Below are 23,815 nucleotides of genomic sequence, written 5' to 3' on the forward strand. Positions count from 1 at the left end.
CGATTTCAGTTCGCCCATGGTTCGCATGCTGAGGAAGCGGTGCCGGGGTACGTACACGTTCTCGACCACGACGGTGTTGGAACCGGTGCCGCGCACACCACCGGCAGGGGATCGGGGCCACCGCAGCCCTCGGGGCCTCGCTCGATCCTGACGCCGAAGCCAGTATAGGTCAGGCTTACCTAACTAAGCAAGTGGCGCCAACCCGGCGGTCCGGACCGAGATCCCGCGTGCGAACGTGGAGCAATGAGCGACGACTTCTCCTCGATCAAGTCCCTGGCCGATATCACCCCGGAGCTGATGAACAAGTTCAGCGAGGGCACCTTCACCGACCTGCTGGGACTGAAGTTCACCGCGCTGAGCGGTGACGGGGTGGCCGCGGAGTGGGTGGTGACGCCGCAGCAGTATCAGCCAGCGGGGATCGTCAACGGCGGCGTGTACTGCACGGTCATCGAGACCCTCGCCAGCGTGGCGGCCGGCGCCTGGCTGGGCGATCGCGGGACCGTGGTGGGCGTCAACAACAACACCGACTTCCTGCGCGCGGTGCGGGAGGGCAAGCTGACCGGTGTCGCGAGCCCGATCCATCGCGGGCGTTCGCAGCAGCTGTGGCAGGTGGTGATCACCGACGAACAGGACCGGACGGTGGCGCGCGGTCAGGTCCGGCTGCAGAACCTCAACCCCCAGAACTGAAGGCGCGGAACCGGAATCGCCGCGCCGGAACTCGTCGTCCGCGGATCGTATATCACCGAAACATGCTGGTAACGCAGGTCGTGCCAGAATGACCGACGATCCGTCCCCGCGATTCGACGAGGAGTCCGAATGCGACTGTCGCCGCACGAGCAGGAGCGCCTGCTGCTGAGTTACGCGGCCGAGCTGGCCCGGCGGCGACAGGCCCGTGGACTCAAACTGAACCACCCGGAAGCGATCGCGATCATCACCGATCACGTGCTCGAGGGGGCGCGCGACGGCCGCACCGTCGCCGAGCTGATGGCCTCGGGCCGCAGCGTGCTCACCCGCGACGACGTCATGGACGGCATCCCGGAGATGATCCACGACGTCCAGGTCGAGGCCACCTTCCCGGACGGCACCAAGCTCGTCACCGTCCACCACCCGATCGGATGACGGCCGTGATTCCTGGCGAATACCTCTGTGCCGAAGGCACGATCGAGCTCAACGCGGGCGCGGAACGCATCGAACTGGACGTGGTCAATACCGGTGACCGGCCGGTTCAGGTCGGCTCGCACGTGCACTTCCCGCAGGCCAATACCGCCCTCGAATTCGACCGCGCGGCCGCCCGCGGCCGCCGCCTCGACATTCCCGCCGGCACCGCGGTGCGCTTCGAACCCGGTCTGGGGCAGCGGGTTTCGCTGGTTCCGCTGGGCGGCGCCCGCGAGGTGCACGGAATCAGCCTCACCCCACCCGGAAAGCTGGATGCCTGATGGCCGAACTGTCCCGCGCCCGTTACGCCGAACTGTTCGGGCCCACCGCCGGCGACCGAATCCGCCTGGCGGACACCGATCTGCTCATCGAGATCACCGAGGACCGCAGCGGCGGACCGGGTCTCGCCGGTGACGAGGCCGTCTTCGGTGGCGGCAAGGTGCTGCGCGAATCCATGGGCCAGGCCCGCGCCACCCGCGCCGAGGGCACCCCGGACACCGTCATCACCGGCGTGGTGATCGTCGACTACTGGGGAATCATCAAGGCCGACATCGGTATCCGTGACGGCCGCATCGTCGCCATCGGCAAGGCCGGCAACCCCGACACCATGAGCGGGGTGCACCCGGACCTGGTGGTCGGGCCCTCGACGGAGATCATCGCCGGCAACGGCCGGATCGTCACCGCGGGCGCCATCGACTGCCACGTGCACTTCATCTGCCCGCAGATCCTCGACGAGGCCATGGCCGGCGGCATCACCACCCTCGTCGGCGGCGGCACCGGACCCGCCGAGGGCTCCAAGGCCACCACCGTCACCCCGGGCGCCTGGCATCTGGCCCGCATGCTGGAGTCCACCGACTCCTGGCCGGTGAACATCCTGCTGCTGGGCAAGGGCAATACCGTGCGCGAGGACGCGCTGTGGGAGCAATTGCGCGGCGGCGCGGGCGGTTTCAAACTGCACGAGGACTGGGGCACCACCCCGGCCGCCATCGACCACTGCCTCACCGTGGCCGACGCCTCCGGCGTGCAGGTGGCGCTGCACTCGGACACCTTGAACGAGGCCGGATTCGTGGAGGACACGCTCGCCGCCATCCGGGGCCGGGCCATCCACTCGTATCACACCGAGGGTGCGGGCGGCGGGCACGCACCCGACATCATCACCGTCGCTGCGCATCTCAACGTGCTGCCCAGCTCCACCAACCCGACGCGGCCGCACACCGTCAACACCCTCGACGAGCATCTGGACATGCTCATGGTGTGCCATCACCTGAGCCCGTCCATTCCGGAGGATCTGGCCTTCGCGGAGAGCCGGATCCGGCCCTCCACCATCGCGGCCGAGGATCTGCTGCACGATCTGGGCGCGATCTCCATGATCGGCAGTGACGCACAGGCCATGGGCCGCATCGGCGAGGTGGTCATGCGCACCTGGCAGACCGCGCACGTCATGAAGCGCCGTCGCGGCGCGCTGCCCGGCGACGGTGCGGCCGACAACAACCGGGTGCGGCGCTACGTCGCGAAATACACCATCTGCCCGGCGGTTACACACGGCCTCGACGCCGAGATCGGCTCCGTCGAAGTGGGCAAACTGGCCGACCTGGTGCTGTGGGAGCCCGCCTTCTTCGGGGTCCGCCCGCACGCGGTCATCAAGGGCGGCACGATCGCGTGGGCCGCCATGGGCGACGCCAACGCGTCCATTCCCACTCCGCAGCCGGTACTGCCGCGCCCGATGTTCGGGGCCGCGCCGAGCGTGGCGGCGGGCACCTCGCTGCACTTCGTGTCCGAGCACGCCATCGAGGACGGCCTCGCGAACCGGCTGCGGGTGAACCGGAAACTGGTGCCGGTGGCCAATGTTCGCAGCCGCACCAAGGCCGACCTCCCCAACAACGACGCCATGCCCCGCATCGAGGTGGAGCCGGACACCTTCACCGTCCGGATCGACGGGGAGGTGTGGGCCGAACAGCCCGCCACCGAACTGCCCATGGCACAGCGGTACTTCCTGTTCTGAACGGAGCCGGCGCCGGGCGCGGCGAGCGCGCGCCCGGCACCGCGCCCGGCTCCCGAGTGGGAAATCTCTCGGCGTGAGCGCAATGCTGGGAGTGCGCCGGAGGCGGTGGCAGACTTCGGATATGACGACTGCCGAGTGGGCCGAAGTTGATCACTATCTCATCGAAACCCTGGTGGGAGACGAGGATTCGGAAACCTTGCGGGCGAACGCGCAGGCGGGGCTGCCCGCCATCGACGTCTCGCCGCCGCAGGGCAAGTTCCTGTATCTGATCGCGAAATCCGTGCGGGCGCGGCGCGTACTCGAGGTCGGCACGCTGGGGGGATACAGCACCACCTGGCTGGCGCGGGCCGTCGGGAAGGCCGGCCGGGTGGTGACCCTCGAATACGAGCCGAAGCACGCCGAGGTGGCGCGCCACAATCTGGATCGCGCGGGGGTGGGGGAGCGGGTCGACATCCGGGCCGGCGCGGCGCTGGACTCGCTGCCGGTGCTGGCCGAGGAGCAGCCGGAACCGTTCGATCTGGTCTTCATCGATGCCGACAAGGTCAACAACGCCAACTATGTGCGGTGGGCCCTGCGGCTGACCCGGCCCGGGTCGGTGATCATCGTCGACAATGTGGTCCGCAATGGTGGCATCGCCGACGCGGCGTCGGCGGATGCGGCGGTGCGGGCCAGCCGGGAGGTCATCGAATTGATCGCCGCCGAGCCACGATTGGACGGGAGCGTACTGCAGACCGTTGGCGGAAAGGGCTGGGACGGTTTCGCTTACGCGGTCGTGCTCGGCGAGGACGACTGAGTTTCAGGTCACGGAACGGAGGGTGAACTGGGCATACTATGCCCGGTCCGCGTCGCCCGGAAAATTTGCTGCACGTTCGCTTGTCATCCTGTGGGTGTCGTCAATACGGTCGTACGCATGACGGACCCGTACGGCTCGACCTTTCCGCCGCCAGCCTTCGCGGCCCTGCCGGAATCCGGGCATCGACCCGGCGCGCTCGAGCGGTTGCGCTCGGCCGTGTTCGTGGCCGCGCCGGTCGTCGCGCTGGTCGGGACGGTGGGTGTGCTCGCCGTCGTCATCTATCGCGGCGAGCATCCGGCCACCGCCGACCCCGGCCGGAACCAGCGGGCCGGCGTCTCCACCACCGTGTCGGCCAGTCCGGTGCTCCCGGTCGTGCACGCGTCGTAATGCCCTGTGGGGCAATCACTGTCACCTGCCCTGCGGGCGATCACTCTCGCGAACCGGGCGTTTCGTCCGGGTTCGCGGCCAACTCCTCCCAGTAGTCCACGTACGCCTGCTCGTGCATGATGCCCAGCCGCAGCACGCGGGCGCGGGAGGTCGCGCGCTCGCTGTCGTCCGGATCGATCTCGCTGTACAGCGTTCGGTACAGCTCCAGCCAGCCGCGATGCTCGGCGGCCTGATTGCGGGCCAGTGCCACCACGTCACCGGGCTCGCCGAGGTCGGCGAAGAACAGTTTCAGCTGCGCGGGATCGCGGGTCTCCGGCGGCGGCGAGGTGGGGTCGCCCAGCCAGCGGGTGAGTTCGGCGCGGCCGGCTTCGGTGAGATGGAAGACGCGGCGGCGGCGTCCGCTCTCCTCGGCCTCCTCGTGCAGCAGGCCCTGCTCGGCCAGGCGCGGCGGGACGCGATAGAGCTGGGCGTGCGGGATGGGCCAGAACTTGTCGACGCTCTCCTCGAGGCGGACCTTCAGGTCGTAGGGCGTCAGCGGGCCGTGCCGGGCGATGAGGCCCAGCACGATGTGGTCCTGCGGGCCGAGGTCGGTCATTCGGCAACTCCTCTCGGGTTGACACGGTATCGCTGAGACTATACATTCATTCCCGTCATACCGTATCAATGAGACTATGGAGTTGGGATGCGCGACTACGCCATCGACCTGTACAACCGCTGGGCCGCCCTCTGGAACGGCGACCTCGCCATCGCCGCCGAGATCATGGCGCCCGAATTCACCCTCCGCTACGCCCAGCCCGGCGCGTCCGCCTTCGACGACGTCCGCGACCCCGCGGCCCTCGCCGCCGTCGTCGACGCGTTCCGCGTCGAACGGCCGGGCCTGGAGTACGCCCCGCAGGGCGTGCCCGTCGTCGACATGGCCGACAGCCGAACCGGACTCGTCGCCCAGCCCTACGGGGCCCGGATCGTCGATCCGGACGGCACCGTCGTGCGCGACATCAGCGGTACCGACATCCTGCGGTTCGAGAACGGGCGGATCGTCGAGGTCTGGTCGGTGTCCGGTGGACCCACCGGACGCAGCTTCTACGCTTGAGCCCATGTCGAAGCGCCGCACCCCCCGTCCCGTGCCCGAGGACTGCCCGTGCGGGCTGCCCGCCGCCTACGCCGACTGCTGCGGGCGCCTGCACCGCGGCGAGGTCAGCGCGGGCACCGCCGAACAGCTGATGCGGTCGCGCTTCAGCGCGTTCGCGGTGCGGGACGAGGCGTATCTGCTGCGCAGCTGGGCCCCTGAAACCCGGCCCGCCGATGTGGATTTCGACCCGGGACTGCGCTGGGACCGGCTCGAGATCCTCGGCACGACCGGCGGGGGACCGTTCCACACCGAGGGCACGGTGGAGTTCCGTGCCCACTACCGCGCCCACGGCAGGGCGGGGCAGCTGCACGAGAACAGTCGCTTCCGCCGCGACCGCGGGGCGTGGGTCTACCTCGACGGCGACATCGAGAACTGATCAGCGAGTTCGGTTCTGCCGCACCACTCGTCACGGACCTTCGTCGCGCACGACACAACGGAATCCGAGATGGCAGGTGGCGGTGTCCTCGGTCTGCCCCTGCCGGGCGGCCGGGCGGTAGCGCAGACAGTAGTCGGCCGCGCACAGATACGAGCCGCCCTTGACCACGCGGCGCGGAAAGCGTTGCGCCGCTTCGACTTCGGGTGTGTCAACCTGTGGGTTGCGTGGCGCGCAACAGGACGACGCCGAGTGCCCGGGGCGAAAGAAGTCGACCGTCCACTCCCAGACGTTGCCGGTCACGTCGTACAGGCCGTAGCCGTTGGGCGAATAGGTGCCGATCGCCGTGGTGCCGGGTGTGGACGTCTGCCCTCGGCCGGGATGGAACTTCCAGGGGAAGGCGCCGACCCAGACATTGGCCAGGCGCCGGCCGGTGGGTTCGAATTCGTCACCCCAGGCGTAGGTCGCCGAATCGAGTCCGCCGCGGGCCGCGTACTCCCATTCCGCCTCCGTGGGCAGCTGTTTGCCGGCCCAGGCCGCGTAGGCCGAAGCGTCCTCGTAGGCGACCTGGGTGACCGGGTGACGGTCGAGCCCGTCGAGCGTACTGCCGGGTCCGTGTGGATGGCGCCAGCTGGCTCCCGGAACGTACCGCCACCAGCGGCGCCAGTTGTCCAACGACACCGGACCCGAGGTGGGCCCGAACACCAGCGCGCCCGGTGTCAGGTCCGCCGGCTCCGCATCCGGGTAGTCCTCGGCAGCCGGAATGCGTTCGGCGACAGTGATGTATCCGGTTTGCTTGACGAATCGCCGGAAGGCGGCGTTGGTCACCGGGTGCGGGTCGATCCAGAACGAATCGACTCGCACCCGATGCACCGGTCGCTCCTCGGGGAAGAAATCCTCCGAACCCATGCTGAAATCGCCACCGGCTATCCGGACCATGCCGCGGTGGACCTGTGCGCGGATCGCAGTGGCCATGGGCGCTCGCCTCAATCGCGCGAAAAGGCCGCGGCCGCCGCCATTTCCAGATCCTGGTACGGCTTTCCGCTCACGTCCTCGATGACCTGGTGCATGGTCCCCCCGGTGAACGGGAACGGTGACCGGTACCGCGCCGTCACGGACTGGCCGGTGTCCCGGCCGACCCGGACGCCCTCCCCGACACCGGAGAACACGGTCGGCTGGATCCGCATGTCATCGAGTGAACCCACGGGGTTCTCATCGATGTAGAGGACGGCCTCACCCGTGGGCGTGAAGTGGTCGGGCCGGGTGCCGTGCCGTTCGTACCGCACCCCGAGGATGTGATCGCCGAGCGGTACCCGGCGGTCGGAGACGATGGCCTGCTCCTCCTCGCCGAGGAAGTTGTAGATGTAGCACAGGCGACCGTCCTGGACGAACAAGGCGTGCCCGCCGAGCCGCCCACCGTGGGCGAACAGCACTCCCTCCGCGTCCGGGCTGGTGATCGTCGTCTCGGCCAGCAGTGCGAACGAGCGTCCCAGAATCTCGAGCGCCGCGCCCGGTCCGACCTCCGCGCTGTCCGGGTAGTAGACGGCCCGGTCCAGGCCCTTGGCGTAGGTCGGGCGATAGCGCACCATCGCGGAGACGATGTCCAGATCGTTGAGCGGCATCCCGTTGTATTTCTCGGCCTCCGAGAACCACAGTGCCTTCAGTTCCTCCAGCTTCTCGGGATGAACCTCGGCCAGGTCGTGCATCTGGCTGCGGTCCTGTTCGAGATGGAACAGTTCCCAGCGGTCCTTGTCGAAATGTCCCCAGCCCGACGGGCATGCCGCGTGAATGGTGTCGGCGAACCACCCGCGATGCCAGATGCCGCGCGTGCCGAGCATCGAATAGAACTGGGTGTGCTTGCCGATATCGGCGTCGGCGTCTTCGAACAGGGCCCGGAAGCTGACCCCTTCCAGGGGGCGCTGCTCCACGTTCTTCACCGTGTCCGGCGGTGTGATGCCGAGCAGTTCGTAGACGGTGGGGGTGATGTCGCAGACGTTGAGGTACTGGTGGCGGATCTCACCGCGGGCCGGGATGCCGGCCGGCCACGACATCACGCATGGATCGGCGATGCCGCCTTCGTGCGAGGCATACCGCTTGTACAGCTTGTACGGGGTGTTGAAGGCCATCGCCCACCCGATGCTGTAGTGGTTGTAGGTGGTCGGCAAACCCAGCTCGTCGAGCTTGGCCAGACTGTCCTCGATCGTGTCGATGTAGCCGTTGAAGAACTTCATCTCGTTGACCGAACCGTTCGGACCGCCCTCGCCGCTGGCGCCGTTGTCCGAGAAGGCCACGATGATGGTGTTGTCGAGCTGGCCGCTCTCCTCGAGATAGTCCAGCAACCGGCCGATCTGGGCGTCCGTGTAGGACAGGAATCCGGCGAACACCTCCGCCTGCCGGGCGAACAGCCGTTTCTCGTTGTCGGACAGCGAATCCCATGCCCGTACCGTGTCCTGCGCCGGCCACGGCTTGCCATCGGCGCTGGTGATGTTCAGGTACGGGTTCATGGGCGACAGCTCGGTGTTCTCCGGCACCAGGCCCATGCGCTTCTGGTTCTCCAGCACTATCTCGCGATACTTCTCGTAGCCCATGTCGAACCGGCCGCGGTATTTGTCGGCCCACTCGTGCGCGACGTGGTGCGGCGCATGCCCGCATCCCGGGCACAGGTACATGAACCAGGGTTTGTCGGGGGCGATCACCTTTGCGTCGCGAATGAACTCGATCGACTTGTCGGCCAGATCCTTCGACAGGTGATACCCGTCCTCCGGCGGATAGGGCTGCGAGATCGGGTGATTGTCGTACACCAGATTCGGATACCACTGGTCGGCCTCGCCGCCCAGGAAGCCGTAGAACCGCTCGAACCCGCGGCCCAGGGGCCAATGCCGCTTCGACGCCGCGAGATTCTCCTCCTCGAGCGGCGTCATGTGCCATTTGCCGACGGCATAGGTGTTCCACCCGCGCTCGGCGAGCACCTCCGAACACAACGCGGTGTCGGCGGGTATGCGCCCCGACAGGCTCGGGAATCCATCGCTGAATTCTTCGATCGTCGCCATGCCGACCGATGACGCGTTTCGCCCGGTCAGCAGCGAGGCACGCGTGGGCGAACACAGTGCGGTGGTGTGGAACTGCGTGAACTGCACGCCGCGATCGGCGATCCGCTTCATATTCGGCATATCGACCAGACCGCCGTAGCAGTCCCAGGTAGCGATTCCGATGTCGTCCCACACGAGATACAGCACGTTGGGCGCGCCCTGCTTCGCGGTCGGCTCCGCGTACGGGCCCCAGTCGGCGACCGAGTCACGGATATCCAGGGCGACATGTCCTTCGAACTTCCTGGCCATCATTCACCTCGGGAAAAGGAGAATCGTTGGGAGTGATACCCAGCTCCGGCGATACCGCTGGGAGTTCATCGACGCGTCGGTGACCATGCCATTCCTGGACTCGGTGTCCGGAACTCTCGCTGCTCACCGGCCTCTCGTTCCGATAGAAGAGTACCGACCGGAATGGACTCATAGCAGCAGTTGGCCGAACACGAGGCCCGAACGGTCGATGATGTAGAGCCCGAGCACGATCAGCACGACCGGCATCATCCAACGGCTGTAGCGACGCAGGATTTCGGCCGGCCGGCGATGGGCTATCAGCACCATGCCGGCCGAACACCAGGCGGCGGTGAGGATGGCGAACACCATGACGGTGAGCAGCGCGTCCGCCGCCCCCATGATGCGAAAGGCCGGAGTGTAGACGGAGATATTGTCCCCGCCGTTGGCGACGGTCAGTCCCACCACCGACCACAGCCCGGTGCCGGCCGCGGGCGGTGTGCGGTCGCAGCGTCGACGGGCCCGGACCAGCATCCCGATCCCCAGGCTCAGCGGGACCACGCCGAGCAATCCGATCCACTCCACCGGGACGGCGCAGAGTCCCAGCGCCGCCAGCCCGGACACCGCCACGATCAGCCCGACGCCGAGGAACTGCCCGGCCCAGATCTGCCACCGCCGCGGGATTCCCGTGCTGCGCGAGGTGACGTTGAGCACCGTCAACACGACCGCATTGTCGATGTTGGTACCGACGAACATCGCCGCGGCGGTCACGACGGTGGCCATCTCCGCCAAGCCTGGGTGGGCGCCGGATGGGCTAGGGCGCGGTTCCGAGTTCGGTACACATCGACCACCGATCGATGGACGGAACGGATGCCGAATCAGGTCGACGGCAAAAGCGTGTGGCCGGCGCCGGGGTCCCGCTGGATATCACGGCCTGCGACCCGGATGGCCTTGCCTGGGAAGTCGAAAGAGAGTGTTCGAGTCTACGAGTGATCGAACAGGGGCACAAGACGCCGTCGCCGTCTGCACGCAGAAGCCGCGGAACTGCATCGTCCGCAATATTGCAGTCCATGCAAGAGTGCAGGCGATGCCGGACAACGGGATTAGGTGGTGCCCATGATGGTGATTCCGGGCGGATCAGTGAGCGGCGCGGGCCTCGAAGCCGTCGCACAGTGCGGTGAGACCGGTGTCGAGCAGATGCTCCGGATTCAGCAGGGCGGTGTCGCCCGTGCCGACGAGATCGGCGAGCGGGGGCGGGATGGGCCAGCGCGGGTCGCCGTCGAGCAGGGCGGTGAGCCCGGAGCGTTCGTCGGCGCTGCTGTCGCGGCCCTGCAGCAGCCGGGCGCTGACCTCCTGTAGAGCGACCCCGGCGATGTAGCTCCACACCGACAGTGACATACGGGTCGCCTCGCGGGTGTCGACGCCGAGTTCGGCGAAGCCCTCGACCAGCCAGCTCAGCACCACCAGGCTGTGCTCGCCGAAGTTGTAGCGCGGCACCGCGAAGGTGAACAGCACCCACGGATGTTCCTGGTAGAGACGCCAATCCACCTCGGCCGCGATCCGCACCCGGTCCCGCCAGGTCCAGCCCTGGCCCTCGGCCGGCGGGTAGGGGTTGCGCCGCGAGACCTCATCGGTCATGGCCGCCAGCAGGGTGTCCTTGTTGGGGATGTGCCGGTACAGCGACATGGCGCCGGAGTTCATCCGCTCGGCGATGCGGCGCATGGACAGGGAATCCAGTCCGGACTCGTCGGCCAGGGTGATGGCGGTGTCTACGATGGCGGCCCGGGTGAGCTTGGCCTCGGTCATCGGACGAATTGTTCCCTTCCGCGCAGGGGTTGCGTACACTGTACTCGCGCTCGTGCGTACAACGTACGCGCGCATTTTCTTGCAAGCCCGAAATCAGCCCGAAGGATAGGTCATGACGAGTACCCTCGCGCGTCCCGACGCGAAGACGCCGCGCCGCGCCTGGGCGGGCCTGGCGGTTCTGCTGCTGCCGGTGCTGCTGGTGTCGATGGACATGTCGGTGCTGTACCTGGCCATGCCGACCCTCACCCAGAGCCTGGATCCGTCCGCGACACAGCAGCTCTGGATCCTCGACATCTACGGCTTCATGATCGCGGGACTGCTCATCACCATGGGCAATCTGGGCGACCGCATCGGGCGCCGCAATATTCTGCTCGCCGGTGCCACGGTCTTCGGAATCGCCTCGGCGCTGGCCGCTTTCGCACCCAGCGCGGACGTGCTCATCGCGGCGCGGGCGCTCATGGGCATCGGCGGCGCGACACTGCTGCCGTCCAGCCTGGCCCTGATCTCGACGCTGTTCCCGAACGATCGGGCACGGGCCACCGCCATCGGCGTCTGGACCGCGTTCTTCGCGGGCGGGTCGGCGGTCGGGCCCATCATCGGCGGCATCCTGCTGCACCACTTCTGGTGGGGCTCGGTGTTCCTCATCAATACGCCGGTGCTGCTGGTGCTGCTGATGTTCGGTCCGCTGCTGCTGCCCGAGCACCGCGAGGCCGGGCGCGGGCGCCTGGACTGGGTGAGCGTGCTGCTGTCCATCGGTGGCATCCTGCCGCTCGTGTACGCCGTCAAGCATTGCGCGGCCGAGGGATTCGACCTGCCGGCCGTCGGCATCGGGATCCTCGGCGTGCTGCTGCTGACCGCGTTCATCCGGCGGCAGCGGACGCTGGCCGAACCGCTGCTGGATCTGAGCCTGTTCCGGCGCGGGCTGTTCTCGGTGGCCATCGGGTCCAGCACGGTCGGCATGCTGGCGCTGGCCGGCATGAGCTACCTGACCAGCGTGTACCTGCAGTCGGTGACCGGCCGCGACGCACTGCAGTCGGCGCTGCTCGGGATTCCGGGGGCCGTGGTGGTGTTTGTGTTCTCGATGAGCGGCGCGCGGATCGGGCGCAGGCTCGGCACCAAGACCACCTTCGTGCTGGCGCTGAGCATGGCGTCCCTGGGCAATCTCATGCTGCTCGGGGTCGGTGTGGACGGCGGGATCGGCTGGTACATCGCCGGTTCCGTGGTCGCGGGCGCGGGCTTCGGCATCGCGTTCACGCTGGTGTCGGAGGTGGCGGTGTCGTCGGTCCCGGCCGAGCGGGCCGGGTCGGCGGTCGGCATCTCCGAGACCAGCTTCGAACTCGGCAACGGGCTGGGCCTGGCGCTGCTGGGATCCCTGGCGGCCCTGGTGTTCCGCTCCGGCGGGAACTTCGGGCCGACGCTGGGCGAGACCGTCGACCAGGCCGGTGACAATGCCGCCCTGGTCGAATCGGCGCGGGAATCCTTCGTGACCGGTATGCACGTGGCGACCACGACCGGTGCGGTGCTGCTGGCCGCGATGGCGGTGGTGGTGTTCTTCGCCAAGTCCGGCGCCCCCGCGACCAGCGCCGCGGTGCCGGCCGGTTCCGCGCACTAGCCGAACAGGGTGGTCCACACCTCGGTGATGCGGGCGCGCCAGGGCATGACCACCCGCTGATACGCCCAGCGCACCGGGCTCGCGAGGGCACGCCAGGCGCGGGCGACGGCCGCGAAGAGTGGTTGCAGGACAGTGCGGTGGAACCAGCGGCAGGGGGCCACCACCGTGATGTGGACGACGGTGGTGGCCACCCGCCAGCCGAACAGGACCGTCACGACCACGGCGTAGACCAGCGGACGCAGCACCCATCGCCACAGGTGCTCCGCGGGCCACACGATCAACCAGGTGACGAGCGGTTCGAGCACGGTGACCAGCAGCCAGTGGCCGCCGGGCCGCAGGATTCGCCGCCACAGGGCCGAGATCGGGACGGCGACCAGCCACTTCCACGCCATGGCCAGCGTCCACCCGATAGCCTCGGCGATCGGTCTCACCACGGTGCGGAAGATCCACGGGATGCCCGGCTTCAGGACCCGCCGCCACAGCCACTCCTCGATGACGCGCTGGATCGGGCGCAGGACATAGGCGAGCAGGAATGCCCCGATCGGGGTGAGGACCATGCCGAACAGCAGCTGCTGGATCAGCAGGTGCCAGAGATAGTTGCGCACGAAATTGCGCAGCGGGCGGAAGACCCAGTCCCGGAACAAGATCGCCAGCGGTCGCGCCAGATGCTCGTCGAACAGCCTGAATGCCGCGGCGATCAGTCGCGGTATCCGTCTGAGCGCCTCCCACACCAGCCGCGGTGGAACGAACAGCACCAGCACGATGCCGCGTGCGATCCAACCCGGGATCGAGACGTGTTCCGGCGTCGGCTCTTCCGGCGCTCGATGCGACATGACGGATTCCTTCCCCCGGTAGACCGCCTCCCATCCTGGTGCCGGAAAGCGGGCTGCGCCCAGGGTATTTCCACTCAGTTCCCGATCACATACCGGTCCGACGGTTAGGCTCGGAAACGTGGCTGAGCAAGACGCTCCGAACAGTGCGCGACCGGCCGGGTCGAACGGACGTCCGTTGGCGGAACGCGTGGCGACCAGACTCTTCTATCCGACCTCCCGGCCGCGTGAGAAAGCGCTGCGCGAGGCCGTGTCCGGCGAGGTCATCCTGGTGACCGGCGCCTCGCACGGCATCGGCAAGGCGGCCGCGCGGAAACTGGCGGCCGCGGGCGCGACGGTGCTGCTGGTGGCGCGGTCGCTGGCGGACCTCGAACGGGTGGCCGCCGAGATCCGGGAAGCGGGCGGGACGGCGCACGTCTACCAGTCGGACATCACCGAATTCGATGCCGTCGAGGCCCTGGGACAGCGGGTGCTGGCCGAGCACGGCCGGGTCGACGTGATGATCAACAACGCGGGCCGGTCGATTCGCCGCCCGATCGACGAATCCTATGACCGGTTCCACGATTTCACCCGCACCATCGACGTCAACTATCTCGGACCCGTCCGGTTGCTGCTCACCCTGCTGCCGAGCATGCGCGAGCACCGGCGCGGGCACATCGTCAACATCTCCACCTGGGGACTGCGCATGCCGCCCGCGCCGCGGTGGTCGGCCTACGGTGCGTCCAAGGGCGCCTTCGACATCTGGTTGCGCACCGTGGCGACGGAGATCGCCGCCGACTGTGTCACCACCACCTCGGTGTACATGCCGCTGGTACACACCCGCATGAGCGCGCCCACCGATTTCTCCGGCGTGCCCGGGCTCAGCGCCGACGAGGCGGCCGATCTCATCTGCCACGCCGTGGTGGCGCGGCCGCTGGAGATCTCGCCCTGGTGGACCGGTCCGGTGCAGGCGTTCTCGGATCTGCGGCGCGGGGCCGCGCAACGGTTCATGGAGCGCGGCATGGGGCGCCGGTCAGGGAAGTAGCACCACTTTTCCGGTCGTCTCGCGGGATTCGAGGGCCCGGTGCGCGGCGGCGGCTTGCGCGAGTGGGAAGGACTGGACGGCCGGGCGCAGACGACCGGTCGCGGCCTCGGCCAGCGCGCGAGTCTCCAAGGCGCGCAAGCCGCCCGCGCGTTCCAGCATGGGCGGGCCGAGCACGACCTGCGAGGTGATGCCGCGTGCGGCGAGGGCCTGCTCGTCGAGGTCGATCTGTCCGCCGGACCAGCCGAACACCAGTCGCACGCCGCCGGCGCCGAGCAGATCGACCGCGGTGCGGGCGATCTCGCCGCCGACACCGTCGAACAGCAGGGTGGCCGGACGGTCGCCGTAGCGGGCGCGCACCGCGTCCGGCCATGCCGGGTCCAGGTAGTCCAGCGCCAGATCCGCGCCGTTCTCGTAGACCTGATCGGCCTTCGCCTTGCCGCCCGCGAGTCCGATGACGGTCGCGCCCGCTGCGGCCAGGTACTGCACCAGCAGGGTGCCGATGCCACCGGCCGCGGACGGCACGATGGCCACGGTCTCGGCGCTGACCTCGGCGAAGCCGAGAATCCCGAGCGTGGTGCGTCCGGTGCCGATCATGGCGACCGCGGCCCCGGCATCGACACCGTCCGGAATCGCGTGCAGCCGTTCGGCTTCGGTGACGGTGAGTTCCGCGTATCCGCCCGGCATCTGCCCGGTGTGGGCGACGACCGCGCGGCCGAGCCAGCTGTCGTCCACTCCGGAACCGACCCGGTCCACCGTCCCCGCCACTTCCCGTCCGGAGATGGTCGGCAGTTCCGGGATCGGCGTCGGCGATCCCGAGAAGCCCTGCCGCAGTGCGGTATCCAGCAGATGCACCCCCGCCGCGCGGACCGCGATCCGGACCTGGCCGGGACCGGGCTCGGGGTCCGGGACCGTCTCGTACCGCAGATTCTCGGCAGGTCCGAACTCATGAAGACGGATGGCGCGCACAGCAACTCCTGATCTCGGCAATGAACGTGCCCCCAAAGCCTGCAACCTGAAGATTGGTTCAGGTCAAGTTCCCTGGCGCGGGCTCCGCCGCCTGCGGCGCTGAATTCACCTCGCGATTTGAAACGAATTGCCTTCACACTCACGGCCTTCGGGTTAGTCTCGCTGCGTTCCGCTTCCTGTGAGCTTGCTGTGAGAGAGGACGATTCATGAAAACTGTTGTGCTGAAAGCCTGTGCGATCGCGGCCATCGGCTCCGGACTCGGCGCGGCCCCGGCCCTGGCCGCCCCGCTGTCGCTGCAACCCGCCGCCCCCGAACCGGCCGCGGTGAACCCCGTCGCCGGGCTGGTCCCCGAGACCGGTTCCGCGGGCGCGCTCAATTCCTTCACCTGCGCCCTGAAGAGCATCTCGGCCTCGATGCCCTGCCTGCTCACCTAACCGAGGGGCCGCGGCCGGGCACGGCCTAGGATCGGGCCATGCGATATCCGGACGTACGGCGATGAGCCTGGCCACCCTCCTCACCCTCGCCGATTCCCGGCTGCCGATCGGCGGGCACGTGCATTCGGGCGGGGTCGAGGAGGCAGTCGCCTCCGGTCTGCTGCGCGATGTCGCGAGCGTCGAGCTCTACCTGCGGCGGCGCATCCGCACCTCCGGGCTGGTGGCGGCCGCACTGGCCGCCGCCGTCTGCGCGGGGACCCTCGAACCGGCGCGCGCCGAACTCGAGGCCGACGCGCGGACGCCGTCGCCGGCGGCTCGGGCGGCGTCGCGGGCCCAGGGGCGCGGGCTGCTGCGGCTGGCCAGACAGGTCTGGCCGCACGCCGATTGGCGGGCGCTCGGTGCTCGACCGCATCTGTCCACGGTATTCGGGGTGGTCGGTACGGTGTGCGACGCCGCGCCCGAGGACATCGCCGCCGTCACCGTCTACACCACCATGACCGGGGCCGCGACGGCCGCGCAGCGACTGCTGGCCCTCGATCCCGCCGCGGTCGCCGCCTGCACCGTCCGGCTCGCCGAGCTGTGCGACGCCACCGCGCGGCAGGCGGCGAAATCGCTTGCCGCGCTCTCCGACCCGCTGCAGGACGTGCTCGCCGAGCGGCACCTGCGGCGGGACATGCCGCTGTTCGCGTCCTAGCCGGTCACCGGGTTGGTAACAACCGGTTTACGTGGCTGGGCAAGGATGGGGGTGAAAGGAGCCGCACATGCCACCTCACCTCATCGACGGGGAACCGCACGACCACAGCCACGACCGGCCCAAGCGGGAGCGGACGCCGGGGGAGCCGCTGCGGATCGGGATCGGCGGGCCCGTCGGGTCCGGGAAGACCGCGCTGACCGCGGCCCTGTGCCGGCAGCTCCGGGACGAGCTGTCGCTGGCCGTGCTGACCAATGACATCTACACCACCGAGGACGCGGACTTCCTGCGCCGGCACGCGGTGCTGCCCGACGAGCGGATCACGGCGGTCCAGACCGGCGGCTGCCCGCACACCGCGATCCGCGACGACATCACCGCGAACCTGGACGCCATCGACGACCTGATCGAGGCGAACCCGCCGCTGGATCTGATCCTGGTCGAGTCGGGCGGCGACAATTTGACCGCCACGTTTTCCTCCGGCCTGATCGACGCGCAGATCTTCGTGGTCGACGTGGCCGGTGGCGACAAGGTACCGCGCAAGGGCGGACCTGGCGTGACCTGGTCGGATCTGCTGGTTATCAACAAGACCGATCTGGCCCCCATGGTCGGCGCGGATCTGGCTGTCATGGACCGGGATTCGACCAAGGTGCGCGAAGGCCGGCCGTTCGTGTTCACCTCCCTCACCGAGGACCCGGCCGCGACGCCGGTCCTGGCCTGGGTGCGCGAACAGCTGCGCGTGGCCACCGAACAGGACGCGGCGGCGGGCAGTGCCCATTCGCACTGAGCTCCGCATCACCGCTACCGCCGGGACGCTGCCGCACATCCACGCGATCGGCGGCCTGGCGGCGCGGCACACCGGTGTGGACACGGTGCATATCATCGGCACCGCCGCCACCCCGCTCGGCGGCGACGTGCTGGACATCGTCGTGTCGGTGGGTGCGGGCGCGCGGTTGACGGTCCGGTCGGTGGCCGCCACCATCGCGCTGCCCGGGCGCGAGACCCGGAAGTCCGTGGCGCACTGGCGGTTCGACGTGGCCGCCGGCGGCGAACTCGATGTCGATCCCGAGCCGACGGTGGTCGCGGGCGGCGCCGAGCACGACACCTTCACCACCATCCGGCTGGAAGAGGGTGCGCGCCTGCGCCTTCGGGAACGCATCCAGATCGGCCGCACCGGCGAGGACCACGGCTTCTGGAGCGGCGAGCTCACCGCCGACATCGGCGCCACCCCACTCCTGCGGCACCGCCTCGAACTCGGCGCGGACACCATCACCGACGACGCCCTCTCGGCCCCGCGCGCACTGGAGAGTGTGCTCACCTACCCTGACGACCGCCCGGCCGACACCACCGGCCTGGACGCAGCACTCCTACCCCTCGCCGCAGGCGGCACCCTGTTCACCCGGACGGGTCGCCTGCTGACCCGCTGACCCAGGGTTCCCCTCTCGAGGAGATCTATGCCCGGGCTCGGGTGAGCGCTCGGACCAGTCGTTCGAGCCATTCGCGCAGGCTGCCGGTGACGTCCGGATGGTTCTGCCGGAACGTGTCCCAGCGAACGTTCCAGGTGAGGATGTCGTCGGCGTCGAAATCGTCGGCTGCTGCGCCGAGGGCTCTGCGCAGCAGCGGCCGGGGTAGGTGGATGCGCGGGGACTCCGCCAGGAGCACGGCGTCGTAGAGATCCTTGCCCGCGCCGCCGTCGCGGATGTCGACGTACTCCGAGGTTCTGGTGGATTCGGCGAACAGCCACAGGAGTTTCCATGCCAGCGACAATTCCGGGCTCGCCGTGACGCAGGGGGTGGGCGCGCTGCCGTCGCCGCGTGGCACGAGGGTCCAGACGGGGGAGTCGGGGAGGGATTGGTCGGCGGCGAAATCCACTTGGACCGAGCCCGTCATCGCGTCGGGGCCGGTCGTGTACCAGGGCACCCGGACCCTGAGGCCGGGGGTGTCGTTGTAGTCGAGGGCATAGCTCCCGTCCGCAGTGTCGTCGACACCGTCGGCGCTCAGGACCACACCTGCCGGGGTCGCCGGTCGCTGCCGGATCGTCTCGACCAGGTTGTCCAGCAGGGGAGTCCAGGTGTGGTTCTCGCTGTAGTCGTCCGGATCCACCCAGTGCAGGCCCTCCGGCGGCAGGATCGGGCATAGCCCGAACGACTCGAACTGCTCGTCCTCCCACATCTCGCCGGTCACCGCTCCGAACGCGGCCTCGGGCCAGTGCTGTACCCAGGACATGTCCTCGACATAGGGAAACGGGTCGGCCGGATCGGTGAAGGCGACATCGGTCGGGTCGGGCACGATCCAGTCCAGATCGGCCGGCGGCCTCGCCTTGTCGCCGACCCACGCGGCCATGGTGATACTCCCGCGCAGCACCAGCCCACGGCCCCAAGGTGATTCGGCGATCAGCTCCAGCGTGTGGTCCAGCGCCGCCCGATGAGCAGCGCGGAACCGCGGTGTCGTCTCCACCTCCCCGACGCTAGAACAGGGGTGTGACAGGAAGTCACGGTCATTCCGGGTTGTAGGACCGCGAAAGCGCCACGCGCTCACCGGACCTGGACGATCAAGATCAGGGAGCTGTCACTGCGGAATTCTGCCCTGTCCCACTCCGGGAGCTCCCTGATCTTGTCGCCGGGATTGCGCCGCAACAGATTCGGGCCCCCGATCATCGCGCTGCGCGGGGTGGCTGACCGGCGACGGCGTCGCTACTTCCCGGCTCGGGCACGAGATGGCGAAACCGGGTGGTTTCGTAGCGGCCTCGGCGAGATCGATGCCCATCCCGACGTCGGCAGATCCGCGACCTGTATTTACTCGCCCAAGGTGGCTATAGTTAAATATAGTCAGATGGAGCCGTCAGTGAATCAGGAGGTAGATATGACGACAATCGAAGGTGCGAATGTTCTGGTGACGGGCGGGCAGCGTGGGCTGGGCCGTGCATTTGCCCGGGAGTTTCTGGACCGGGGTGCGGCCAAGGTGTACGTGAGCGCCCGGAAGCCGGAGTCGAGTGACGATCCGCGGATCGTGCCGGTCGAGCTGGAGGTCACCGATCCGGATTCGATTGCCGCGGTCGCGGAGCGGGCCGGGGATGTGAGCATCGTGGTGAACAATGCGGGGGTGTTGCGGCCGGCTCCGCTGTTGCAGACCGAGATGGCGGATGTGGTGGAGACGTTCGAGACGAATGTCTTCGGGCCGCTGCGGATCGCGCGGGCCTTCGCGCCGATCCTCGCCGCGAACGGTGGCGGGGCGCTGGTGGATATCCACTCGGTGCTGTCCTGGAGTTCGGGGGCGGCCGCGTACGGCGCGTCGAAGGCCGCGCTGTGGTCGATCACCAATTCCCTGCGGATCGAATTGGCGGGGCAGGGTACGCAGGTGGTCGGTGTGCATCTCGCGTTCGCCGACACCGACATGGTGAAGGCCATCGCGGCGCCGAAGATCAGTCCGGCCGAGGTGGCGGCGGCGGTCGCCGACGGGCTGGAGCAGGGGTCGACCGAGGTGCTCGTGGACGACTTCACCAGGCAGGTGAAGGCCGCGCTGTCCGGCCCGGTCGAGGGCCTCGTGCTGTCGTTCGGTCGCTGAAAATCCGTCTCTTCCAAGGGAGTTCATCATGCCGCTGTGGCACATCTATCACCCCGCCGACACCCTCACGGCCGAGGACAAACAGAATTTCGCCAAGGACATCACGGCGTACTACGCGCGCTTCGGGCTGCCGGAGTTCTACGCGGTGGCGCTCTTCCACGAGGTCCCGGCCGACTCCTTCTACGTCGGTGGGGTATCGATCCCCGCGGTGCGGATCACCATCGACCATCTGGCGCGCCAACTCGAGGACCCCGATCTGCGCAAGCACATGAGCGAGCGTCTGCACGATCTCATGGCCCCGTACACCCTCGATCGGGGGCTGCATCTCGAATTCAATATCAACGAGGTACCCCGGGACACCTGGATGATCGGTGGACTGTTCCCGCCCCCGCCCGGCGGCCATATCGAGCGTGGCTGGGCCGAGGCGAACAAACCCATTCCCTACTGACCGAGGACGTGGCCCGGATCGGCGCGGTGGGATGGCGGGGCCGGCGGGAACCGGCCCTCACCGCCGGTTCCCACCGCGAGCACAGCGGTGCTCGATCGAGCTGCTCGGCGGCGAGGGTCAGTCGCCGACGACGCGGGGTTGAGCATTGAACGCGTTGAACGCACTGGCGGCCGCGCCGGCTACGGCGGCGGCCGGCCGCTGCGCCCTGCGCGCGCCGTCCTGCTGTGCCATCGGAGCGACCTCGGCCGGTGCCGCGTTCGCGGTGCCCGATCCGACGATCGCCGGTATTAGTGGAACCGCCCCTGCCGCAACCACATTGCCGACCTTGTTCCGGTGCGGGTTGAGTGGTCGGTGCTTACCTGCGGCCATGCAGAACCTTTCTGTTCAGGCAGAACATCTAGGGGTACATCGACGCTCGGCATTCGAACCCACCGGTCGCCTGGATTGGTGACAAAGTGGACAACCGGAAATCATTGCCATAACTGAAAATTAGCCACTGTGCTCGTGAAAAGCCATGAAAGAGGCCGGAATCCAGTTCGGGGATTCCGGCCTCAGTGCATCTGCGCTCACTCCTGAGTGCCGACTCGTTCGCGACGGCTCCGCCGACGGGTGCGGAGTCGTCGATTCCCGCTCGCCGACTGCTCGGCCGGAGCACCGAGGGTGGCCAGGGCCAGGTAGTCGGCGCCCGCGGCCCGCCACCACCGGCGCGGCCATCGGGTCGGGCTTGCTGTCAGCCCGCGCGCTGTTGCGAGGACTTCTCCGCTTCCGCATTCGCCGCGGATTTGCCGTTACCGGAAGAACTTTCGCCGCCGATCTGTTTGGCGAGCTGACGCGCCTCGGCTGGATCGTCGAGCGCCTCGAGCGCCAGCCGCGCGAACACCCACTGCTCGGTGGCGGCCATCTGACCGCGGTGGCGGCCCAGGAAGGAGACGAACCATTCGAGCACGGTGACGAAACGGCTGCGGAAGCCGACCAGGTACCACAGGTGCAGGCCCAGCCAGGCCAGCCACGCGAAGAAGCCGCTGAACTCCAGCTTGCCCACCTGGCACACCGCGCTGAATCGCGACACCGTGGCCATGGAGCCCTTGTCGAAGTACTTGAAGGGCTTGCGGTCGGCCACCGTCTGCTTGCCCGCGACCTCGGCCTTGATGGCCTTCGCGGCGTAGGTGCCACCCTGGATGGCGCCCTGCGCCTGCCCGGGCACGCCCGGCACCGACATCAGGTCGCCGACCACGAAGACGTTCGGGTAGCCCTTGATGGTGAGGTCGGGTTCGACGATGACGCGCCCGGCCCGGTCCACCTCGGTGCCCTTGGAGCGGTCGGCGAGGATCTTGCCCAGGCCACTGGCCTGCACGCCGGCCGACCACACCTTGCAGGCGGATTCGATGCGCCGCTCGGAGCCGTCCTGCTCCTTGATGGTGACGCCGCGCGCGTCGACATTGGTGACCATGGCGTTGAGCTGGATCTCCACGCCCATCTTCTCCAGCCGCTGCTGCGCCTTGCCGCCGAGCTTGGGGCCCATCGGGGCGAGCACCGCGCCCGCGCCCTCGACGAGGATGACGCGCGCGTCGCGGGTGTCGATATTGCGGAAGGAGCCTTCCAGGGTGCGGTCGGCGAGTTCGGCGATCTGCCCGGCCAGTTCGACGCCGGTGGGCCCGGCGCCGACCACCACGAAGGTCATGAAGCGGTCGCGGACTTCGGGATCGGTGGCGAGCTCGGCCTCTTCGAAGGAGCCCAGGATGCGCGCGCGCAGTTCGAGGGCGTCGTCGATGGTCTTCATGCCGGGCGCGTAGGTGGCGAAGTGGTCGTTGCCGAAGTAGGACTGCTGCGCGCCGGTGGCCACGATGAGACTGTCGAACGGGGTGACGTAGTCCTGGTTGAGCAGGCGCGAGGTGACGGTGCCGTTCTCGACGTCGATGTCGGTGACCTCGCCCATGACGACGCGCGCGTTCTGCTGCTGACGCAGCACGATGCGGGTGGCGGGGGCGATCTCGCCGGTGGAGAGGATGCCGGTGGCGACCTGGTACAGCAGCGGCTGGAACAGGTGCGTGGAGGTCTTCGAGATGAGGGTGATGTCGACGTCGGCCTTGCGCAGCTGCTTGCAGGCGAACAGTCCACCGAACCCGGACCCGATCACCACCACGCGATGACGCTGTGCGACGGATTTCTCGGCGTTCATCTAGTTCCTGCTCCTCGCCAGACGGGGAAAGTACGACAACTCACCCGTAACGGTAATGCAGTGCGAGTAGCGCGGACCAATCAGGATCGACCGAAAACAGACCTTTTAGACAACAACCTTGAAACTACAATATGGGCGGTCGTCCAGCGAGAATTGCCCAGAAGTGCGCCGCGGGCGGCCCCGGCCGTGCCGGAACCGCCCGCGCGCAGGTTCGGTGTCAGCGCCCCTGGAACAGCAATTGCGCCACGTGCGTGGTGGTTTCGGAGCCGTCGGCGTAACCGCCCTGATCGCCCTGCTCGGTCATGATGGCGAGGGTGTAGCGCTCACCCGGGCCCGCGAAGCCGACCGAATTGACCACCCAGCCACCCTGCTCGTCGGACCAGCCGTTCTTCAGGCCCGGGTTCATGGCCGCGCCCGCGCCCCATACGCCCCAGTGCTGGTTGGTGTCCACGTGACGCATGCGGTCGAGCAGGTAGGCGCGGTCGTCCGGGTGCATGCGGGTGAGGACGTTGTCCATCAGCCGGTCCAGGTCGGCCGGGGAGCACTGCTGGAAACCCCAGTCGGGGAACAGCTTGACCTGCTCGATCGAGGTGGTGGGCGGCATGGGGACCAGTCCGGTCATGCCGTTGGCGCGGAAGGCGTTGTTGAACGACATGCGGTCGATGCCGGCGTACTTGTTCCACAGGATGTCGGCGGCATTGTCGTTGGAGGTTGCCAGCATGGACTCCATCAGCGCGCGGTCGTCGGGGCCGAGCTGGATGGCGCCGATCCGGGCGCGGTTCAGCAGATCCTCGGCGATTGCCAGCTTGATGGTGGAGGCGGTCCAGAAGTTGGTGTCCGCGTTGCCGTTCCGATAAATGCCGCCGGTGACGCGGTCACGCATCACGTAGCCGGTGACGCCGGGGCGGGTGCCGAGGTAATTGTCGACGGCCGCGATGCGGCTGCTCATATCGGCGTCGAATCCCGCGATCGGACCCTGGGTGTGCACCGGTGCGGCACCGGCCATGGGGACGAAGGCGGGGGCGGCCGGAATGAGGGCCGCGGCAGCGAGAACACAAGCGGAGGAGGCCACGCGCCGGGCCTTGGGGGAACGCACGAGGGAACACAATAG

The 23,815-nt window shown here is 68.3% G+C and carries 27 protein-coding genes; 16 read left to right on the plus strand and 11 right to left on the minus strand.

The window, feature by feature from the left end:
- The first annotated feature begins 243 nt into the window (after nucleotides 1-243).
- The 6 genes from ACWEKS_RS23675 (at nucleotide 244) to ACWEKS_RS23700 (ending at nucleotide 4,337) form a co-directional block, all read left to right on the plus strand.
- A complete protein-coding gene (locus ACWEKS_RS23675; protein WP_452342081.1) occupies nucleotides 244-687 on the plus strand; it encodes a PaaI family thioesterase in 444 nt (147 codons plus the stop codon).
- 129 nt (nucleotides 688-816) lie between these two features.
- On the plus strand, nucleotides 817-1,119 hold the full coding sequence (locus ACWEKS_RS23680) for an urease subunit gamma (RefSeq protein WP_452342082.1): 303 nt from the start codon (nucleotides 817-819) through the stop codon (nucleotides 1,117-1,119).
- A gap of 5 nt (nucleotides 1,120-1,124) precedes the next feature.
- Nucleotides 1,125-1,436 (plus strand): urease subunit beta, encoded by a 312-nt coding sequence (locus ACWEKS_RS23685; RefSeq protein WP_452342083.1) that lies wholly within the window; start codon nucleotides 1,125-1,127, stop codon nucleotides 1,434-1,436.
- Nucleotides 1,436-3,157 carry an urease subunit alpha gene (locus ACWEKS_RS23690; protein ID WP_452342084.1) on the plus strand — a complete coding sequence of 574 codons (1,722 nt, stop codon included), beginning with the start codon at nucleotides 1,436-1,438 and terminating at the stop codon, nucleotides 3,155-3,157. The genes ACWEKS_RS23685 and ACWEKS_RS23690 overlap by 1 nt, the downstream gene beginning before the upstream one ends.
- Before the next feature lie 121 nt (nucleotides 3,158-3,278).
- The gene (locus ACWEKS_RS23695; protein WP_452342085.1) at nucleotides 3,279-3,950 is read left to right on the plus strand and encodes an O-methyltransferase; all 672 of its coding nucleotides are present in this window, start codon (nucleotides 3,279-3,281) and stop codon (nucleotides 3,948-3,950) included.
- 117 nt (nucleotides 3,951-4,067) lie between these two features.
- The gene (locus ACWEKS_RS23700; RefSeq protein WP_452342086.1) at nucleotides 4,068-4,337 is read left to right on the plus strand and encodes a hypothetical protein; all 270 of its coding nucleotides are present in this window, start codon (nucleotides 4,068-4,070) and stop codon (nucleotides 4,335-4,337) included.
- A 40-nt stretch (nucleotides 4,338-4,377) separates the two neighbouring features.
- On the opposite strand, the gene ACWEKS_RS23705 is transcribed toward ACWEKS_RS23700, so the two are convergent.
- Entirely contained in the window at nucleotides 4,378-4,932 is a 555-nt protein-coding gene (locus tag ACWEKS_RS23705) for a PadR family transcriptional regulator (protein WP_452342087.1), read from the minus strand.
- A gap of 87 nt (nucleotides 4,933-5,019) precedes the next feature.
- Here ACWEKS_RS23705 and ACWEKS_RS23710 point away from each other — a divergent pair, with 87 nt between their 5' ends.
- A complete protein-coding gene (locus tag ACWEKS_RS23710; RefSeq protein ID WP_452342088.1) occupies nucleotides 5,020-5,427 on the plus strand; it encodes a nuclear transport factor 2 family protein in 408 nt (135 codons plus the stop codon).
- Between the two features lie 4 nt (nucleotides 5,428-5,431).
- Nucleotides 5,432-5,842 (plus strand): YchJ family protein, encoded by a 411-nt coding sequence (locus ACWEKS_RS23715; RefSeq protein WP_452342089.1) that lies wholly within the window; start codon nucleotides 5,432-5,434, stop codon nucleotides 5,840-5,842.
- Nucleotides 5,843-5,872: 30 nt separating this feature from the next.
- Here the strand turns inward: ACWEKS_RS23715 and ACWEKS_RS23720 are convergent, their stop codons facing one another.
- The 4 genes from ACWEKS_RS23720 to ACWEKS_RS23735 form a co-directional block, all read right to left on the minus strand.
- Entirely contained in the window at nucleotides 5,873-6,814 is a 942-nt protein-coding gene (locus ACWEKS_RS23720) for a formylglycine-generating enzyme family protein (RefSeq protein WP_452342090.1), read from the minus strand.
- Between the two features lie 11 nt (nucleotides 6,815-6,825).
- Nucleotides 6,826-9,177 carry an arylsulfatase gene (locus ACWEKS_RS23725; protein WP_452342199.1) on the minus strand — a complete coding sequence of 784 codons (2,352 nt, stop codon included), beginning with the start codon at nucleotides 9,175-9,177 and terminating at the stop codon, nucleotides 6,826-6,828.
- A 168-nt stretch (nucleotides 9,178-9,345) separates the two neighbouring features.
- A complete protein-coding gene (locus ACWEKS_RS23730; protein WP_452342091.1) occupies nucleotides 9,346-9,936 on the minus strand; it encodes a cadmium resistance transporter in 591 nt (196 codons plus the stop codon).
- 354 nt (nucleotides 9,937-10,290) lie between these two features.
- Entirely contained in the window at nucleotides 10,291-10,959 is a 669-nt protein-coding gene (locus tag ACWEKS_RS23735) for a TetR/AcrR family transcriptional regulator (RefSeq protein ID WP_452342092.1), read from the minus strand.
- A 112-nt stretch (nucleotides 10,960-11,071) separates the two neighbouring features.
- On the opposite strand from ACWEKS_RS23735, the gene ACWEKS_RS23740 reads away from it, so the two are divergent.
- A complete protein-coding gene (locus ACWEKS_RS23740; RefSeq protein ID WP_452342093.1) occupies nucleotides 11,072-12,571 on the plus strand; it encodes an MFS transporter in 1,500 nt (499 codons plus the stop codon).
- Here ACWEKS_RS23740 and ACWEKS_RS23745 read toward each other — a convergent pair.
- Nucleotides 12,568-13,404, minus strand: coding sequence for a hypothetical protein (locus ACWEKS_RS23745; RefSeq protein ID WP_452342094.1), 837 nt, complete (start codon nucleotides 13,402-13,404; stop codon nucleotides 12,568-12,570). The two genes, ACWEKS_RS23740 and ACWEKS_RS23745, sit on opposite strands and share 4 nt — an antisense overlap.
- Nucleotides 13,405-13,591: 187 nt before the next feature.
- Here ACWEKS_RS23745 and ACWEKS_RS23750 point away from each other — a divergent pair, with 187 nt between their 5' ends.
- The gene (locus ACWEKS_RS23750) at nucleotides 13,592-14,425 is read left to right on the plus strand and encodes an SDR family NAD(P)-dependent oxidoreductase (RefSeq protein WP_452342095.1); all 834 of its coding nucleotides are present in this window, start codon (nucleotides 13,592-13,594) and stop codon (nucleotides 14,423-14,425) included.
- Here ACWEKS_RS23750 and ACWEKS_RS23755 read toward each other — a convergent pair.
- Complete coding sequence (locus ACWEKS_RS23755) at nucleotides 14,414-15,391, minus strand: zinc-binding dehydrogenase (protein ID WP_452342096.1); 978 nt, start codon at nucleotides 15,389-15,391, stop codon at nucleotides 14,414-14,416. The genes ACWEKS_RS23750 and ACWEKS_RS23755 overlap by 12 nt on opposite strands.
- Nucleotides 15,392-15,597: 206 nt before the next feature.
- On the opposite strand from ACWEKS_RS23755, the gene ACWEKS_RS23760 reads away from it, so the two are divergent.
- From ACWEKS_RS23760 to ACWEKS_RS23775, 4 genes are all read left to right on the plus strand, one after another.
- The gene (locus ACWEKS_RS23760; RefSeq protein WP_452342097.1) at nucleotides 15,598-15,825 is read left to right on the plus strand and encodes a hypothetical protein; all 228 of its coding nucleotides are present in this window, start codon (nucleotides 15,598-15,600) and stop codon (nucleotides 15,823-15,825) included.
- A 61-nt stretch (nucleotides 15,826-15,886) separates the two neighbouring features.
- Nucleotides 15,887-16,519 carry an urease accessory protein UreF gene (locus ACWEKS_RS23765; RefSeq protein WP_452342098.1) on the plus strand — a complete coding sequence of 211 codons (633 nt, stop codon included), beginning with the start codon at nucleotides 15,887-15,889 and terminating at the stop codon, nucleotides 16,517-16,519.
- Nucleotides 16,520-16,586: 67 nt separating this feature from the next.
- Nucleotides 16,587-17,300, plus strand: a complete 714-nt coding sequence (ureG, locus tag ACWEKS_RS23770) for an urease accessory protein UreG (RefSeq protein ID WP_452342099.1) — start codon at nucleotides 16,587-16,589, stop codon at nucleotides 17,298-17,300.
- Nucleotides 17,290-17,940 (plus strand): urease accessory protein UreD, encoded by a 651-nt coding sequence (locus ACWEKS_RS23775; protein WP_452342200.1) that lies wholly within the window; start codon nucleotides 17,290-17,292, stop codon nucleotides 17,938-17,940. Before ureG ends, ACWEKS_RS23775 begins: the two co-directional genes overlap by 11 nt.
- 25 nt (nucleotides 17,941-17,965) lie before the next feature.
- Here the strand turns inward: ACWEKS_RS23775 and ACWEKS_RS23780 are convergent, their stop codons facing one another.
- Nucleotides 17,966-18,970, minus strand: coding sequence for a nucleotidyl transferase AbiEii/AbiGii toxin family protein (locus ACWEKS_RS23780; RefSeq protein ID WP_452342100.1), 1,005 nt, complete (start codon nucleotides 18,968-18,970; stop codon nucleotides 17,966-17,968).
- Between the two features lie 405 nt (nucleotides 18,971-19,375).
- Here ACWEKS_RS23780 and ACWEKS_RS23785 point away from each other — a divergent pair, with 405 nt between their 5' ends.
- Both ACWEKS_RS23785 and ACWEKS_RS23790 read left to right on the plus strand, forming a co-directional pair.
- On the plus strand, nucleotides 19,376-20,077 hold the full coding sequence (locus ACWEKS_RS23785) for an SDR family oxidoreductase (protein WP_452342101.1): 702 nt from the start codon (nucleotides 19,376-19,378) through the stop codon (nucleotides 20,075-20,077).
- A gap of 28 nt (nucleotides 20,078-20,105) precedes the next feature.
- Nucleotides 20,106-20,525: a tautomerase family protein gene (locus tag ACWEKS_RS23790; RefSeq protein ID WP_452342102.1), complete on the plus strand. Its 420-nt coding sequence runs from the start codon at nucleotides 20,106-20,108 to the stop codon at nucleotides 20,523-20,525.
- A gap of 117 nt (nucleotides 20,526-20,642) precedes the next feature.
- Here ACWEKS_RS23790 and ACWEKS_RS23795 read toward each other — a convergent pair whose 3' ends face one another.
- The 3 genes from ACWEKS_RS23795 to ACWEKS_RS23805 form a co-directional block, all read right to left on the minus strand.
- Nucleotides 20,643-20,894 carry a hypothetical protein gene (locus tag ACWEKS_RS23795; protein WP_452342103.1) on the minus strand — a complete coding sequence of 84 codons (252 nt, stop codon included), beginning with the start codon at nucleotides 20,892-20,894 and terminating at the stop codon, nucleotides 20,643-20,645.
- A 361-nt stretch (nucleotides 20,895-21,255) separates the two neighbouring features.
- A complete protein-coding gene (locus ACWEKS_RS23800) occupies nucleotides 21,256-22,704 on the minus strand; it encodes an NAD(P)/FAD-dependent oxidoreductase (protein ID WP_379386127.1) in 1,449 nt (482 codons plus the stop codon).
- 217 nt (nucleotides 22,705-22,921) lie between these two features.
- Nucleotides 22,922-23,812, minus strand: a complete 891-nt coding sequence (locus ACWEKS_RS23805; RefSeq protein WP_379400213.1) for a serine hydrolase — start codon at nucleotides 23,810-23,812, stop codon at nucleotides 22,922-22,924.
- Nucleotides 23,813-23,815 lie beyond the last annotated feature (3 nt).

The organism is Nocardia sp. NPDC004711 (assembly GCF_053601595.1).

What these genes read in the sequence shown, in the direction of transcription:
- ACWEKS_RS23715 (WP_452342089.1), top strand. Translation starts at nt 5,432, where the DNA reads ATGTCGAAGCGCCGCACCCCCCGTCCCGTGCCCGAGGACTGCCCGTGC.
- ACWEKS_RS23725 (WP_452342199.1), bottom strand. Translation starts at nt 9,177, where the DNA reads ATGGCCAGGAAGTTCGAAGGACATGTCGCCCTGGATATCCGTGACTCG.
- ACWEKS_RS23800 (WP_379386127.1), bottom strand. Translation starts at nt 22,704, where the DNA reads ATGAACGCCGAGAAATCCGTCGCACAGCGTCATCGCGTGGTGGTGATC.
- ACWEKS_RS23765 (WP_452342098.1), top strand. Translation starts at nt 15,887, where the DNA reads ATGAGCCTGGCCACCCTCCTCACCCTCGCCGATTCCCGGCTGCCGATC.
- ACWEKS_RS23680 (WP_452342082.1), top strand. Translation starts at nt 817, where the DNA reads ATGCGACTGTCGCCGCACGAGCAGGAGCGCCTGCTGCTGAGTTACGCG.
- ACWEKS_RS23710 (WP_452342088.1), top strand. Translation starts at nt 5,020, where the DNA reads ATGCGCGACTACGCCATCGACCTGTACAACCGCTGGGCCGCCCTCTGG.
- ureG (WP_452342099.1), top strand. Translation starts at nt 16,587, where the DNA reads ATGCCACCTCACCTCATCGACGGGGAACCGCACGACCACAGCCACGAC.
- ACWEKS_RS23690 (WP_452342084.1), top strand. Translation starts at nt 1,436, where the DNA reads ATGGCCGAACTGTCCCGCGCCCGTTACGCCGAACTGTTCGGGCCCACC.
- ACWEKS_RS23740 (WP_452342093.1), top strand. Translation starts at nt 11,072, where the DNA reads ATGACGAGTACCCTCGCGCGTCCCGACGCGAAGACGCCGCGCCGCGCC.
- ACWEKS_RS23760 (WP_452342097.1), top strand. Translation starts at nt 15,598, where the DNA reads ATGAAAACTGTTGTGCTGAAAGCCTGTGCGATCGCGGCCATCGGCTCC.
- ACWEKS_RS23700 (WP_452342086.1), top strand. Translation starts at nt 4,068, where the DNA reads ATGACGGACCCGTACGGCTCGACCTTTCCGCCGCCAGCCTTCGCGGCC.
- ACWEKS_RS23705 (WP_452342087.1), bottom strand. Translation starts at nt 4,932, where the DNA reads ATGACCGACCTCGGCCCGCAGGACCACATCGTGCTGGGCCTCATCGCC.
- ACWEKS_RS23735 (WP_452342092.1), bottom strand. Translation starts at nt 10,959, where the DNA reads ATGACCGAGGCCAAGCTCACCCGGGCCGCCATCGTAGACACCGCCATC.
- ACWEKS_RS23720 (WP_452342090.1), bottom strand. Translation starts at nt 6,814, where the DNA reads ATGGCCACTGCGATCCGCGCACAGGTCCACCGCGGCATGGTCCGGATA.
- ACWEKS_RS23675 (WP_452342081.1), top strand. Translation starts at nt 244, where the DNA reads ATGAGCGACGACTTCTCCTCGATCAAGTCCCTGGCCGATATCACCCCG.
- ACWEKS_RS23790 (WP_452342102.1), top strand. Translation starts at nt 20,106, where the DNA reads ATGCCGCTGTGGCACATCTATCACCCCGCCGACACCCTCACGGCCGAG.
- ACWEKS_RS23730 (WP_452342091.1), bottom strand. Translation starts at nt 9,936, where the DNA reads ATGGCCACCGTCGTGACCGCCGCGGCGATGTTCGTCGGTACCAACATC.
- ACWEKS_RS23795 (WP_452342103.1), bottom strand. Translation starts at nt 20,894, where the DNA reads ATGGCCGCAGGTAAGCACCGACCACTCAACCCGCACCGGAACAAGGTC.
- ACWEKS_RS23785 (WP_452342101.1), top strand. Translation starts at nt 19,376, where the DNA reads ATGACGACAATCGAAGGTGCGAATGTTCTGGTGACGGGCGGGCAGCGT.
- ACWEKS_RS23745 (WP_452342094.1), bottom strand. Translation starts at nt 13,404, where the DNA reads ATGTCGCATCGAGCGCCGGAAGAGCCGACGCCGGAACACGTCTCGATC.
- ACWEKS_RS23695 (WP_452342085.1), top strand. Translation starts at nt 3,279, where the DNA reads ATGACGACTGCCGAGTGGGCCGAAGTTGATCACTATCTCATCGAAACC.